15 protein-coding genes are annotated in these 15,114 nt (G+C 35.9%); 7 read left to right on the plus strand and 8 right to left on the minus strand.

The window, feature by feature from the left end:
- Window positions 1–261 precede the first annotated feature (261 nt).
- Entirely contained in the window at window positions 262–894 is a 633-nt protein-coding gene (locus JOD29_RS10885) for a DUF3231 family protein (RefSeq protein WP_239585669.1), read from the plus strand.
- A gap of 209 nt (window positions 895–1,103) precedes the next feature.
- Window positions 1,104–1,475, plus strand: a complete 372-nt coding sequence (locus JOD29_RS10890; RefSeq protein WP_239585670.1) for a hypothetical protein — start codon at window positions 1,104–1,106, stop codon at window positions 1,473–1,475.
- Window positions 1,476–1,730: 255 nt separating this feature from the next.
- On the opposite strand, the gene arsC is transcribed toward JOD29_RS10890, so the two are convergent.
- From arsC to arsR, 3 genes are all read right to left on the minus strand, one after another.
- Window positions 1,731–2,132 carry an arsenate reductase (thioredoxin) gene (gene arsC, locus JOD29_RS10895; protein WP_124764838.1) on the minus strand — a complete coding sequence of 134 codons (402 nt, stop codon included), beginning with the start codon at window positions 2,130–2,132 and terminating at the stop codon, window positions 1,731–1,733.
- Between the two features lie 15 nt (window positions 2,133–2,147).
- Window positions 2,148–3,443 carry an arsenic transporter gene (locus JOD29_RS10900; RefSeq protein ID WP_124764840.1) on the minus strand — a complete coding sequence of 432 codons (1,296 nt, stop codon included), beginning with the start codon at window positions 3,441–3,443 and terminating at the stop codon, window positions 2,148–2,150.
- Between the two features lie 118 nt (window positions 3,444–3,561).
- On the minus strand, window positions 3,562–3,867 hold the full coding sequence (gene arsR / locus JOD29_RS10905) for an arsenical resistance operon transcriptional regulator ArsR (protein ID WP_124764886.1): 306 nt from the start codon (window positions 3,865–3,867) through the stop codon (window positions 3,562–3,564).
- A 300-nt stretch (window positions 3,868–4,167) separates the two neighbouring features.
- Between arsR and JOD29_RS10910 the strand changes: the two genes are divergently transcribed.
- The 3 genes from JOD29_RS10910 to JOD29_RS10915 all read left to right on the plus strand — a co-directional run bounded on the left by JOD29_RS10910 (window position 4,168) and on the right by JOD29_RS10915 (window position 6,978).
- Entirely contained in the window at window positions 4,168–5,175 is a 1,008-nt protein-coding gene (locus tag JOD29_RS10910) for a DUF3231 family protein (RefSeq protein WP_239585671.1), read from the plus strand.
- 67 nt (window positions 5,176–5,242) lie between these two features.
- Complete coding sequence (locus JOD29_RS20605) at window positions 5,243–5,368, plus strand: hypothetical protein (protein ID WP_275579646.1); 126 nt, start codon at window positions 5,243–5,245, stop codon at window positions 5,366–5,368.
- A 224-nt stretch (window positions 5,369–5,592) separates the two neighbouring features.
- Window positions 5,593–6,978 (plus strand): MDR family MFS transporter, encoded by a 1,386-nt coding sequence (locus tag JOD29_RS10915; protein WP_124764844.1) that lies wholly within the window; start codon window positions 5,593–5,595, stop codon window positions 6,976–6,978.
- Window positions 6,979–7,075: 97 nt separating this feature from the next.
- On the opposite strand, the gene JOD29_RS10920 is transcribed toward JOD29_RS10915, so the two are convergent.
- On the minus strand, window positions 7,076–8,503 hold the full coding sequence (locus JOD29_RS10920) for an anion permease (protein WP_124764846.1): 1,428 nt from the start codon (window positions 8,501–8,503) through the stop codon (window positions 7,076–7,078).
- A gap of 344 nt (window positions 8,504–8,847) precedes the next feature.
- Window positions 8,848–9,753 carry a LysR family transcriptional regulator gene (locus JOD29_RS10925; RefSeq protein WP_124764848.1) on the minus strand — a complete coding sequence of 302 codons (906 nt, stop codon included), beginning with the start codon at window positions 9,751–9,753 and terminating at the stop codon, window positions 8,848–8,850.
- A 132-nt stretch (window positions 9,754–9,885) separates the two neighbouring features.
- Here JOD29_RS10925 and JOD29_RS10930 point away from each other — a divergent pair, with 132 nt between their 5' ends.
- Both JOD29_RS10930 and JOD29_RS10935 read left to right on the plus strand, forming a co-directional pair.
- Window positions 9,886–11,103, plus strand: a complete 1,218-nt coding sequence (locus JOD29_RS10930) for an MFS transporter (protein ID WP_124764850.1) — start codon at window positions 9,886–9,888, stop codon at window positions 11,101–11,103.
- 132 nt (window positions 11,104–11,235) lie between these two features.
- Window positions 11,236–11,547 (plus strand): YciI family protein, encoded by a 312-nt coding sequence (locus JOD29_RS10935; RefSeq protein WP_124764888.1) that lies wholly within the window; start codon window positions 11,236–11,238, stop codon window positions 11,545–11,547.
- Between the two features lie 97 nt (window positions 11,548–11,644).
- Here the strand turns inward: JOD29_RS10935 and JOD29_RS10940 are convergent, their stop codons facing one another.
- From JOD29_RS10940 to JOD29_RS10950, 3 genes are all read right to left on the minus strand, one after another.
- Window positions 11,645–11,938 (minus strand): YciI family protein, encoded by a 294-nt coding sequence (locus JOD29_RS10940; protein ID WP_124764852.1) that lies wholly within the window; start codon window positions 11,936–11,938, stop codon window positions 11,645–11,647.
- A 78-nt stretch (window positions 11,939–12,016) separates the two neighbouring features.
- Window positions 12,017–13,348, minus strand: coding sequence for an MFS transporter (locus tag JOD29_RS10945; protein WP_124764890.1), 1,332 nt, complete (start codon window positions 13,346–13,348; stop codon window positions 12,017–12,019).
- Window positions 13,349–13,971: 623 nt separating this feature from the next.
- Window positions 13,972–15,093, minus strand: coding sequence for a flavin monoamine oxidase family protein (locus JOD29_RS10950; RefSeq protein WP_124764854.1), 1,122 nt, complete (start codon window positions 15,091–15,093; stop codon window positions 13,972–13,974).
- Window positions 15,094–15,114: the final 21 nt, after the last annotated feature.

The raw sequence follows: 15,114 nt of genomic DNA on the forward strand, positions 1-15,114 counted from the left end.
CCCTCCTAGGATTAATTTAAATAACAATCATTCTGTTTCATCTATACATCTATACATCTATACATCTAGATGACTTGTTTTTCATTTTAATGTACTAAAAGTTGAGAGTCAATACAATTTTCTGAATCTTTAATCTCCCATTTGGATTAATATTAAGACACTTTACCAAAACATGAATACAAAACGTTTCACATTATAGTCATAGTTTTTCGGTTTTAAAAACTTTGCTAAATGTCAAGAATAAAGGTGGAGGTGATCACTATGCCAAAACATGCATTCGAAGCAATGATGAAGGTTATACATAGTCTATTTGACGATGAACCTAAAACAGCTCTACATGTCGGCGAAGTAATGTCATGTTGGACTTATTTAACCGTCTTAGAAGAATCAGTTGCGCTTGAGCAACTTGCTATTAACACAACCGAAGATAAAGAGCTAAACGAGTTACTTCATAAAACATTGGCTGGTGCTAGTTCACAAGCTACAAGACTTAAGGAGTTTCTTCAACAAGAAGGTATCCCCTTACCTCCTACTTCTGAACCCAAGCCTTTATCTGATCCAAGTGCTATTCCATTGGGAGCAAAAATGACTGACTCAGAAATCTCCAATTTAGTAGGTGCCAAGTTAGCCGCAGGAATTTCAATATGCGCGACAGGTGCAGCCCAATCCGTAAGAAACGATGTTGGATTAATGTTCTTTGAATTTCAAACTGAAGCGATGAGATATGGTGCTATTCTAAAAATCCATTATGAAAAAACGATGTTGGCTCAAGGTACCACCTTATTTTTACCCTCCTGGCAAACCAAACAGTTAAATAATATGAGTCTCCTTCAAGGAGGCTTTTTTATTTACAATTTGGTTCTGCTAGTCATTTTTCCGTTTTGGTTCAAATAAGCAAAACAACTTTTGAAAATTGATCATAAAAAAAGACACTTTTCATTTACTTGAATTGTGTCCGATTGATAGATTTCATTTCACCTTATTTTTTATTATTTCTTATTTAAAAGCATCTTGTAGCATAATTAAAGAAAGAGCAGCCAAGCATACTAATAGATATTGATTATTTATGTTCTTATTAATACTTAGAATTGGAGGAACTATTTGTGATTAACAAAAAGAACGATCCAAACGACTACGAAGAAGCACCATTTGCAGCTGGAATAAATTTTGATCTCGAAGAAGTTGAACCTTTTTTAAAACGTTTATCAACCTCAATATTAGAGTCGGGTTTTAGTCAGGACGAAATCAGCACTATTCAATCTGAAATTAACTCTATGAAAGAAGACAACGAAGTAAAAAAAATTGGAATCTTTCATGTTATCTATAAAGGACAACCTACAAAAATAAGGATTCAAGCTGAAATTCATATCGAAGATTCTGACAAAGAGGTTGTTCTATATATGTTTAGTATTCAAGAATTAGTTGACATCATAGATGAAGAAATGCTCAAAATTGAAGAAGAACGAGAAATTTAAGTGAAGAGAGCACGATTTTACACTTAAATCGAGCTCCTTTCAAAGTTTAACTATTTAAACTAGTAATCCACTAATATCTATATTTCCTTTACAGCTACGTCCCCTTAATATATTAATCCTATATTCAGTTACCTTTATATATAATCTGTTAATGCTAACACTTTTTATAAGTTAACAAATACGATCAATGGTTGAAATTATCTTTAGCTTTTTCACTTCTGTCCTATAATATAAAAATTGTTAAAAGGCGTTTTCTTATTTCCCTGTTTTACTAAATTGCTTAATTCGTTCACCGATTTCATCACGAACACGCAGAAATTCTGACCACTCTTTTCCAGCTGGATCATCAAATCCCCAATGTTCACGTTTAACCGTTGGAGGTGTCATTGGACATTTATCAGCAGCATCGCCACATAAAGTAACTACTAAATCTGCATTATTTAAGATTTCAGGATTAATCACATCTGATGTTTGATTGGAAATATCGAGATCTGCCTCTTTCATGGCCTTTACAGCGTTTGGGTTTAATCCATGGGCTTCTATACCAGCACTGTAAACGTTCCATTCATCACTTAGATATTTTTTTGCCCAGCCTTCTGCCATTTGGCTTCTGCAAGAGTTTCCTGTACATAAAAAGTAAATTGTTTTTTTAGACATGGTGTCGATCTCCTTTTAGTTCATTAATAAAGAAATGTATAGTCCTAGTAAAGTAATAAATAGAATTGGGATGGTTAAGATAATTCCTGTTTTGAAGTATGTTCCCCATGAAATTTTAACTCCTTTTAACGATAAAACATGGAGCCACACTAAAGTTGCTAACGATCCAATCGGTGTTATTTTCGGACCTAAATCAGACCCAATTACATTTGCATAAATAAGAGCTTCCCGAATCGTACCAGATGTATTGGTTTCAGCAATAGCTAGTGCATCGATCATGACAGTTGGCATATTATTCATCAAAGACGATAAGAAAGCTGCTATAAAGCCCATGCCTATTGTCGCAGCAAATAACCTTTGTTCGGCAGTTGTTTGAATGACACTAGCTAAGGAATCAGTTAGCCAAGCATTTCCTAGACCGTATACGACCACATACATTCCAATTGAGAAAAAGACAATATTCCACGGAGCACCTTTTACGACTGATTTTGTATTTACTGCATGACTACTTCTGCCCATTAGTAAAAAGAAGATGGCGATGACACCTGCAATAAGTGAAACAGGGATTTGAGTGAATTCACTCGAAAAATAGCCAATTAGTAATATTCCAAGAACAACCCATGAAAGTCTGAACATTTTCATGTCCTTTATTGCTTCTTCTGGTTTTCTAAGTTTCGATAAATCGTATGTACGCGGAATACTTTTTCTGAAATAAATTAATAAGACTGTTATGGTTGCGACTAAAGAAAAAATATTCGGAAGGATCATTCTTGTAGCATACTCGACAAAACCGATTTGAAAGAAATCTGCCGATACAATGTTTACTAAGTTGCTTACGACAAATGGTAGAGATGTCGTATCGGCAATAAACCCACTTGCCATAATAAATGGAAAAATCATTTTTTCTTTAAATTGCAAATTACGTACCATTGCTAAAACGATCGGTGTCAAAATTAAAGCTGCACCATCATTTGCGAATAATGCGGCTACAATTGCACCTAAAATACTGACATAGACAAACATTTTAATTCCATGTCCTTTAGCTGCTCTGGCCATATGAAGCGCCGCCCATTCAAATAAACCAATCTCGTCTAAAATCAATGAAATTAGGATGATTGCTACAAATGATAATGTCGCATTCCACGTTATTCCGATTACTTCAAGTACATCATTAAATCCTACTACCCCAAATAATAAAGCTAAGACAGCCCCACCACATGCACTCCAACCAATATTTAAGCCTTTTGGCTGCCAAATTACGAGAAGTAGTGTTGTTAAAAAAATTAATGTTGCTATTATTGCTAGAATCACTAAATTAAACCTCCATTATTTACGCCTTACAGACACTTCTTATTAGATAATTACATCCCTATGGGAACTGAAACCAGAAATTGTTCATCAAAAAAAATTGATTTAGTAGATAAAAAAATTAGCAGCAGCTACCTTTTCCAGTTTTTCTAAATACACAACAAAGTTCTTCAGATAATAAGTTATTAACTTCCTCATCATTTAAATCATAATAACTCCAAGTACCTTTTGTTTCCTTGGTGATCAAGTTTGCATCTAATAAAATTTTCAGATGATATGAAAGTTTTGATTGAGTCATACCAAACGTTTCGGTTAAATCGCATACACATGTTTGACCTTTTTGACAAAGTTCGTACATGATTTCTAATCGTTTCTGATCAGCTAAAGCTTTGAATTTCTTTTCAAATTGCTCAAATTGATTTGTCATCAAGTTCATAAACTTATTCCTTTCATCAAATTATTTTGATGAATAAAGTATAAAATATTATCTTACAAATGCAAACATTAAATCGAATTTTTTTGATTTATTAAGAAAAGACTGAACTAGATTAGAGATTATGCTTCATACATTCTACCTCCAATCTGCCGCTTGTTAAGTAGCATTTTACACCAAACTCTTCTATAAAAATGGGACGAGGAACCTGTCCCCATGTCCCAAAACCGAATAGCTTATTTCAAAAATGGAAACAATTTAACTCAAGGAATATTTGAGGAGGATCGATCTCTTTTGCTTACTAACCCAATCAGCGCATCGGAAGTTGGAACACTTTGGCTTACTTATCAAGAAAAGACGTTAATCATGAGATTACTGGAATATTTTATGAAACATGCGGATGACGAAGAAAGTAGAAATCTTTCCGGAGGTCTTTGGCAAGAGTTAAATTTTTATGTGTTAGAAATGGAAAAGATTTTTGAGAAACAAGGAATGGTTTGTCCTATAGGGTTCACAAAAGCAGATGTAAATTTAGATGCTCCCAAGCTATATGATAATGGATTTGATATTATGTTCCTTCGTTTATTAAAAGAAGTGAGTATGGGTATGTACACTATTAATATCAATATGGCTTATAACAATGAGGTTATGCAAATTTATGAAGGGCTTACGACGGTTACTCAAAAGATTTATAAATTGGCGACTCTTTATCTACTGCAAAAAGGTATTTTAAGTCTTCCGCCAAAAGTGACCATGCCTCGAACAACGGAATATATCGAAAGTAAAAGCTACTTAAGTGGATTTAGCCCTTTTGGTGAAAAACGTGTTTTAAATAATATTGAAGTTGGTATTATTCATCACGGGATTGAGTCAAATAATATCGGCATGCAACTCGTTACTGGGTTTGCCCAATGCGCAAAGAATAAAGAGGTCCGAGATTACTTTGTTAAAGGAAAAGAATTGGCGAAGAAACAAATTAAGATGTTTGAAGACATTCTATTAGAAAGCGATATTCAGTTCTCCGCAACTTCTGGAAGCACTGTTACTACTTCAACCGTCCCTCCTTTTTCTGATAAACTCATGATGTTTTGTGTCTTTTTACTAAATGGTTTCAGTATTGTGGGGAATAGTTTTGCCACTTTCTTCACTTTACGCAATGATTTAACGATGAAAACAGCATTACTCGCCAAAGATATTTATTTCTACGGGCATGAGGGAGTTAAGATTATGATCAAAAACGGTTGGTTTGAAGAGCCACCACAAATGGAAGATCGTAAACGAATTATAGACCGTGACGAATAGATTTTGTATTTTAATAAATACTAATACCAGTGTTAGATAAACACTAAATTACAATGTGGAGGGATTTATGTTGAAAATTCTCATTCGCTTATTATCAGCATTCACTGTCATGACTATTAAAGTTTCTTTCTTTATGAAAAAGTTGGAGTATACATTAAAGTCAATTAGTTACAGAATGTCAGTATTTGCATAAGCTTTTGAGATTCTTGCTATTATTTATTTCCACATTGCATTAAAAGAGCAGGCACAGTCATTGTGTTTGCTTTTTTCTGTATAGAGAGAAGTATTATTTTTACGATTAAGTCACAAAAAAGTTTCTTCATTTATATAGACTTTAGTTGAATAACTGTATATTATTTCTTATTGTAAAAAATGGGACGAGGAACCTGTCCCTATGTCCCATAAAGGAGTTAAAAAATGAATGCATATCAACGTAAAATTACTAGTGCTTTAATGGTGGCTACTTTCTTATCTGCGATAGAAGGAACCATCGTAAGCACAGCAACACCCGCTATTGTTAATAAGCTAGGTGGAATTGAACTGATTGGTTGGGTGTTTGCGATTTACTTACTAACCTCTGCCGTTACTACCCCTATTTTCGGGAAATTAGCTGATCTTTTTGGCCGAAAAAAAATCTTTATCATTGGGACTTCTTTATTTTTAATCGGGTCCATGTTATGTGGGATTTCACAAAGTATGGGACAATTAATTGTATTTCGAGGTATTCAAGGGATTGGCGCTGGCGCTGTTATTCCGATTACCTTTACGATTATTGGAGATATTTTCACCTTTGAGCAACGTGCGAAAGTGCAGGGACTTTTTAGTTCAGTTTGGGGAATCGCTGGCCTCTTTGGACCATTAGTTGGAGGTTTCTTAGTCGATTTTGTTAGTTGGCATTGGATCTTTTTCCTTAACTTACCGTTTGGACTGATCGCCATATGGATTATTGGCAAGCACCTTGAAGAACGTATTGAAAAACAAAAACGAAAAATTGATTATGGTGGAGCGATTACGTTTACTATCGGATCAACAGCCCTACTCTATCTTCTTCTTTCTGGGGGTAGTAGTTTCCAATGGAATTCTGTCATGACCTATGTACTTTTAATTGTTGTGATTTTATTTATAGGGGTTTTTATACGGATCCAAATGAAGCATCCTGAGCCTCTAATCCCGATAAAACTTTTTCAAAATCGGGAAATTTTAATACCGAATCTCGTGGCTTTTTTAGCTAGTATCATTTTAATCGGTTTAACGACTTATATTCCTTTATGGATTCAAAATGTCCTCCATCAAGGAGCAACGTTTTCCGGGTTTATTTTATTACCAATGTCCATTGGATGGCCTCTTGGAGCAACCATTGGTAGTCGCTTCTTAATCAAAGTAGGTCCTAAACCTGTATCACTTATTGGAATCAGTCTCCTAACTTTAGCTACATTGACTTTACCTTTGATCACGACTTCATCCTCTATTTGGTTGATGGTAGGGATCATCTTTGTGATGGGATTAGGTTTTGGATTATCCATCACTACCTTTACAATTGTTGTACAGTCAGCTGTGGGTTGGGAACTACGAGGTGCTGCAACTTCATCCAATACGTTTGTACGTACATTAGGACAGGCAATAGGTGTTGCAGTACTAGGATCATTTTTAAATCAACAAATTGGTAGTACTCCAACCTCAGCTTCTCTTGCAACTGGAATTCATGACATCTTTCTCATCATGGGTGGAATTGCTGTGATTAGCCTTGCTGTCACATTCCTTGTTCCGAAAAAGAGAAGAGTGGAAGAAGAAGCAGTTAATTGATATTTAGAACAAAAGCAAAAGGCCTAAGTCCAGTTTTATTACTAGACCTAGGCCTTTATTTTTTTGGGTAAGGGCAATTCAACTATGTCTTTTCGCTTTACCAAAGTCCAAGAACTTTCCACCATAGGCCACCAATAACAAGCCAAATCACAATGTGAATAATGGAGATGACAAAGCCAATTCCCCACCATTTCTCTTGTGTTACGAAACCTGCACCAAAGAACACAGGGGCTGGCCCACTACCATAATTCGTTAAACAGCCAAATAAGTTGCTGAAGAATGCTAAGATCAAGGCTGATACGAGTGGGGGTGCACCGGCAACAACTAGAACAGATAAGAATGCACCATACATGGCACTAACATGGGCTGTATTACTTGCAAAAAAGTAATGAGAATAAAAATAGATAATTACAAGTATGACTAATGCAATGATCCAAGATGTTCCACCAATGAAGCCTTGTATCATTTCACTAAACCACGGTATCATTCCCGTACTATTTAAGAACATGGCCATCATGACTAATACTGAGAACCAAATGAGTGTATCCCATGCACCTTGTTCTTGCTTGATATCTGACCATGATAATACTTTAGTCAGTAATAATAATGTTAAACCGATAAAAGCAGTAGAAGTGGCATCAAGTCCGAAGTTTGAGCCAAAAATCCATAGTACAAGTAACAGGATGAAAATCCCAATCATTGACCATTCTTCACGTTTAAGAGGTCCCATTGCATCAAGTTTTTTACGAGCTTCTTCTGTTGCAGATGGAGTCTCCTTAATCTCAGGTGGATAAATTTTATAAATAATAAATGGTACGACAATCAAGCTGATTAATCCTGGTACGATGGCTGCCACTGCCCAACCTACCCAAGTGATTGGTGTATCTGCAATATCTTCCGAAAGCTTTGCAGCTAATGGGTTCGCAGCCATTGCTGTTAAGAACATAGCCGAAGTAACCATGTTGGCTTGGAAAGAAGTTGTTGTTAAAAAGGCACCAATTTTTCTTTCTGTACCATCACCCGATCTTGAGCCATATGTTTCTGACAATGATCGAATAATTGGTAATAAAATCCCACCAGCACGCGCTGTGTTTGATGGCATCGCTGGGGAAAGAATTAAATCACTGGCAATGAGAGAATAGGATAATCCTAACGTCTTCTTACCAAACAAACGAACAAATATATATGCAACACGTGTACCAAGACCTGTTTTTATAAAACCTCTCGAAATAAAGAAGGCAATGACAATTAACCAAATGGTCGAGTTTTGAAAACCACTAAGCGCCTCCTCAAGAGCTAACGTTTTGGTCACGATGATAACGGTTAAAGCTAAAATCGACATACTCCCCATTGGAATAGGCTTGATAATTAGACCTATAATCGTTGCGACAAAAATGGCAAATAAATGCCATGCCTGTTCTGTTAAACCTTCTGGATGAGGAATGAACCAAATAATCGCACCAATTATAGCAACTATTAAAAGAGGAATTAATTTCACTTCCTGCTTGTCCTGTTTTGGTTTCATTTTCTTGAAACTCCTCTCTAAAATAACCTTTGATTGTCTATTAAAAAATTTCTTTTACCTACAATCCGGGAATAGTATAAATCTAAAGTACCAGATTGTCGACCGATAGCAATCGACCTCATAGTAAAATTGCGCAATAATAAGTTCATTTCCGATAACAAACAGCGTACAAATGATAAATTAAGAAAGTGAAAATAAGCAATTAGGAGTAAATTGACACGCAGGAAAGAGAGTGGCTAAGTACAGGTAAGTTCAATATTGAATATGGGAAAAAGATGAAATGGTATGCAAAAACCTAGTAGTAAGTACAATTGAGAACTACAACTGGGACAGTGTACCTGTCCCTATTGTCCCTCAAAATATTCAAGGAGGAATTTTTTTATGAGTCGGGTTTGGCTTCGGTTTTTTGAGTAGATGCCACCGAATAGGAGGTGAAAATTAAGTGGATTCCCTGTAAGGGGGATTGAAATAATTCGCCCACTTTCCAAATAGGGATCGTCTATTAACATTAAACTAGAGAGAATACTAATACCCACTCCCTCGGATACGGATTTTTTGATTACCTCTGAGTTAGTAGATTTAAAAATGATATTTAATGAGCCATAATGCTTTTCAAAATCCTCAATGAGATTGTTATAGAAATTTTTCCCGTATATGACGAACGGATACTCTCGTATATCCATTAACTGAAGCTCTTTACTAAATGCTAATACAGAATCTTTCGGAACAATTACATGAAAGGTCCCTTGAGTTTGAAATGAGTGAAAAGCTATATGTTCTGGAACTGTGTGTTTAACTGTATTAAATAGTGCAATCAAACCTAAATCTACTTTGTTTTGATTCACTTCTTCGATTACATCTTTATTGTCCATTTCGGTAATCGTTACTTTTATTTGCGGGAAATCCTTTTTAAATTTAGCTAGTGCTTTAGGTAAATACGTCATAAATATGCTAGGGACTGTGGCAATTTTTAATTCCCCGATATAGGAAGAAGTTAAGGATTGAACCTCCTCTTTTAATTCATCGGCTTTCTTTAAGATTTCAAGGACTTTCGCAATGATGGTTTTCCCTTCATCAGTTGGGATCGTTCCATTACGTGAGCGCTTAAATAGTTGAACGCCAAATTCCTTTTCTAATAATGAAATCGATTGGCTGATTGCAGATTGTGTAACATGTAGATTTTTGGCAGCAATCGACATGGATTTCGTTTCAATGACTTCTTTTATGTATTCCAACTGTTCGAAATTCATAGTAATCCCCTTTACATTAGCTAAACTAATATGATTATTAATAATAATAATTATACATTAAAGTTATTTAACTATATAATCATAAAGTTAATATTGAAACGTGATTTATGTAAGAAAGAAGAGAAGAAATAAATGAATGAGAAAATTTGGACAAAAGATTTTATTTTTGTGTGTTTAAGTAACTTTTTTGTGTCCCTAAACTTTTATATTTTAGCTACCGCTTTTCCCTTATATGTAAAAGATATTTTAAATGGGAACGAACAACAAATGGGCTTAGCCATTACGATTTATTCCCTTGGGATTGTTTTGATTAGACCATTCTCCGGATTATGGGTTGACCGTTTTGGTAGTAAGAAAATTGCTTTAGTGGGATTAGGTCTATTTCTAATCGCCTCCTTCTGTTATTTCGGGGTAATGGGCATCGTTGTGTTTCTAGTCATTCGCTTTATTCACGGTATGGGCTTTGCTCTTGCTTCAACTGCTACTACTACGATTGCCTCGTCGCTCATTCCCATTTCACGACAAGGTGAAGGAGTAGGTTATTTTAGTATGTTTATGAGTCTTGCAATGGTAATTGGACCAGCATGTGGCCTATTTCTATGGAAGGACAAAAACATCACAGTATTACTAGTAGCTGCCTGTATCATTTCAGTACTTTCCCTCCTTTTTGCAGTTGTTTTGCGAGTTTCACAGCAAAAACAAAATGGGACTGTATTAGATCAGACAGTGCCAACTGAGAAAAAGAAAATGCATTTTAGTGATTTCATCGAACTAAAAGCTTTGCCGATTTCATTACTTGCATTTTTACTTGCTTTTTCTTATAGCTCCTTATCTGGATTTTTAGCTTCTTTTACTGCTGAAATCCATCAAACTCAAATAGCAAGTCTATTTTTCGTTGTATTTGCCATGATGATTGTTTTGTTTCGTCCTATCGTGGGGAAAGCATTCGATAAATATAAAGAACATTATTTGTATTATCCATCTATATTATTGTTTGGGATTGGTCTATTAATGTTAAGTCAATCTCATTCCGGAAAGATGGTTTTAGTTTCAGGTTTACTCATGGGAATTGGATATGGAGCGTTATTTTCATGTTTTCAAGCACTTACAGTTAAGCTTTCCCCAATTCATCGTAGAGGAATCGCAACAGCAACATTCTTACTGTTTTTCGACTTAGGCTATGGATTAGGTTCTTACTTCATGGGGCTGATCGCTTCCATCGTCAATTACAGCATGATGTATGCGGTAGCGGGGATTATTACATTGTTATCAACTACCTTCTATTATCTGTTCCATCATCGACCACAAGCAAAGCGATCCATTCAAGATCAAAATGCGAATATTATTTAGGGACAAGGGGACAGGTACACTGTCCCACTTGCAATTCCAATTTACTCTATATCGATCATTTGTGTTCAGAAGGAATTTTTGGTCATAATTGATATGTGTTTAAAAATTGTAATTGCTGGAGGTCATTTAGGAATGTCGGAGAATACAGGTAAAATACACTTTATGTTAAAGTCTACTCCTCCAAGATTAACATTTCATCATGATATGACAGAAGAAGAACGCGCAATAATGTTAAAACATATTGCCTATTGGACAGACAAGCAAAAACAAGGGATTGCTCTCGTCTTTGGCCCAGTTTTAAACCCTTCTGCTCCACACGGACTTGCCATCATCGAAGTTGACAGTGAAGCTCAAGTTCCAAAACTTGTAGATGAAGACCCAGCTGTTATTGCTGGTATAATGACAACAGAATTTTATCCGATGAAAGCCGTGCTCCCAAACTAACATGTTTAAACTTGAAGGCGGAAGTTAAAGTCCATTACTTGGATTTAACTTCCGCCTTCACTTTGATTGGGACACTGTACCTGTCCCTGTTGTCCCATTATCTAAAGATAGATGCTACGCTGCACGGTTGGATATCAATTTTTTGCCATACATGTTCCACCACATATGGTTCAACCTTTAGCCAATTGTCTAGTTCATCTTTTGATGGAAAATCCACTACCATCATTGATCCTATCATTTTACCATTATCATCAAGAATCGCTGCCCCATATAGATGCTGACCATCTTTGACTCTTTTTTCTACTGATTTTAAATGTTTCTCTCTTGCCATTAATCTTCTATTAATAGCTTGTTCATCTGTACCATCATAAGCTGTAATTATGTATTGCATTAATTCTAGCTCCTCCCTCAATTTTATTTTTCAACAAAGTTTCTAGGGGAGAATTCTCCGTTAAATTCCCCCTTAACTTCATTTGTCACTTGGGACAAGGTACCTGTCCCCTATGTCCCTAGTTCTTGAATATTTCACACCTAGTAGGACAACCGTGATTCCTGCCACAATGAAGACAATAATTAGTGTTGTGAAGTGCTCTGGATTAAACTTTGCGCCAAATATTAACCCAAGTGAGACGGCAGAGAGTATCGAGCCAAAATGTCGAGACGTTTGATACAATCCTGTAGACACTCCCACCATGTCGGCTGGACTTGCTTCAAGCATGGCAACTTGTAATGTAACATTTCCAAAATTGCACCCCGCTGCAATAAGTGAAGCCATTAACACCGTGACGATCACCGGAACATGACTAAAGAAAATCCAAAGTAATAAAGAACCAATCACGATTAATAGATTCCCCGTCAAAATTGGTAGGTCCACACCTGATCTATCAACCCAACGACCAATTAACGGTGCCGTGATGATCCCTGTTCCTGTCACTAAAAGCATTAACAAACCACTATGCGCGACATTTAAATGGAGACCATCTTGAAAATATGCAGGCAAACCAAAAAACAAACTATAGTAAATGAAATTCAGAACAATATATTGTAAGAATACTAAAGATAATTTCCGATTCGAATGAAATAAACGAATATCGATAAAGGGAATTTTTGTTTTTAACTCGTGCCAAACAAATAACGATATTGAGATCACACCAATAATCCCTGCTACATAATTTACGGTTGCTTTAAGAGATAATAAGAATAAAAGCAGACCAATCATCCCAACCGAAAAGAACAATATACCGAGTAAATCCATTTTTTGAATCAATTCTTGTCGAGTTAATTTCTTTTTCGCCTCATCCTTCGGCAATACAATCCACCCTAGTAAAAAGCATACGAGCAGTACGGGGATATTGACTAAAAAAATCGCTGGCCAATCACCCCACGCAATTAGAAATCCACCAATCGTAGGTCCAAGCGCTGCCATTGACGACATAGATAGAGCAATGAATCCAAGAGCAGCTCCCTGTCTTTCATGAATATGGTCACGAACCATTCCAATTCCCGCGGGATAAATTGCTCCACTGCCAACCGCCTGAAATAATCGCATCATAATTAAAAGAGCAAATACTGGTGCTAAAGGTGCACCCATAGCAGAGATCGCTACTAATATAAGACCTCCTAGAAACAGTTTCCTTCGGCCAATCAAATCACCAAGTTTACCAGCGATAGGCTGTGTCACAGCACCCGCTAAATAAAAAGAAGTAATTAACCATGAAACAGTCAAAAAAGACAAATCAAAATCCTTTTGAATATTAGGAATTGCTAGTGCAATCATGGAGGAATTAAGAGGATTCAACATCGCTCCCGTCGCCACTGATGATAAAAACAATCCCCGACTTTTACTCCAATTTTCCAATGAGACACCTTCTTTTTCAATATCAATGATGAACCCGTCAATTTTATGTATCTAGCTTATATATCAAGATGACAATCTTATGAAGGGACTATGTGATTCATATTAACATTTATTGAACCATAATTCTAAAATTTCAGATTACTAATTTTATAAATGATTATTTACTTATTATATTAGTATTTTTTAATGGCTTATTATTAGGACGAATTAATAATTTTCTATTTTAGATTATGTTCTTCATTTTCCTCACTAAAAGTCCAAACCTATAATTATATTTTTAAATAGCCAATAATCAAGGCTTTTCAATTTGCTCATTTGATGAAAAAAGAGCGCCGATTCCTAAGAATGGCGCCTTTTGGTAGACTGTCTCTGTCTTAATATTAAATATTAAATTACTAATACTACGATTTATTTTAGTCACGCACTCGTTAGTTATCTTCTACATTTACTATAAAAAATAATATTGAATTATAGCCCTAACAACGAGTAATCTTGCTCCGCCGAACTACTTACTACAGACTGTCCCATTCTGTCACCAGGTTGGATTCTAGATTTAGTTTTTTGTATTATAAATGGGACGAGGTACCTGTCCCCAATGTCCCTAATATTTTTGAAACTGCTTGTTCAGCTGAACGAAGTGCCCCTTCAAGGTGTCCACTGGATTGTGGGTCTGTTTCCGTACCAGCAAATAGGATTTTGTTTTCCCAACTACCTTCTAACTGTGGTTGACCATAGTTCTGATAATTTCTAAATGGACTATAATCTTCTTCAACAGCCGTTTTAGAATCGCTTGACCAATCTTTATAAAAAATAGCCTTTGGGTTGTCAGCTTCACTTCCAAAGAGTTTAACTAACTGGTTATTAACCAATTTTAAAATTTTCTCTTCGCCCATTTCATTACGAACTTCTGCTGGCATTCCGAAGAAACCAAATAATGCACCAGAGCCATCAATTGGAGAAGCATCATATATTTCTTGTAAGGGACCAACAGAACTCAACACAAATCCGGAAAGCCCCATTTCTCTCCAAAAGGGACGTTCATAAACTGCAACAGCCTTAGCTTGATCTGCCATCCAAGTAGGTTTATTTTCTATGTCAGATATCAAATTTGGTGGTAGCGTAGGAGAGAATTCAATATAACGCGCCACTAGACGAGGTGGCAAAGCTAAAATAACAGCACTTGCAGGAATTTCTTTTGACTTTCCATTAGCAAGTTCTGCCACAACATAAATTTCCCCAGCCTCATTCAGCTGGATTTTCTTAACACTTGTTTCTAGCTCCACAATTTCTGGTGGAATTGTCTCTGCTATAGCATCAATAAGTGACAGTACACCTCCTGTCAGGCGAACCCACATTTCATCAGTATCTTCTTGCAATTTACAGCGTTCTGGGGGTTTGATTTGGAATCTTTCTATTAGTATCTCACCTGTTTTATATTGTTCGAAAGTTTCTAAATTGAGTTCTTTTATAAGATTCGCAATATGGCTTTCATGCTGTGGCCAAAACCACGTGGGGCCAAGGTCAAATCTACCTAGTTCTGGACTGTTTGGAATAGAAGTACTCAAAGCCCTACCACCAATTCGATCTCTAGCCTCAAGTACCCTACATTGAACGCCTTGTTTGGTAAGTAGTGATGCAGCCCGTAGACCACTTAAACCTGCACCAACAATGATTACTGGATTGTTCATATTTTTATCCTCCTTATCTTT

The sequence above is a fragment of the Lysinibacillus composti genome (assembly GCF_016908465.1).
GTDB lineage: Bacteria > Bacillota > Bacilli > Bacillales_A > Planococcaceae > Ureibacillus > Ureibacillus composti_A.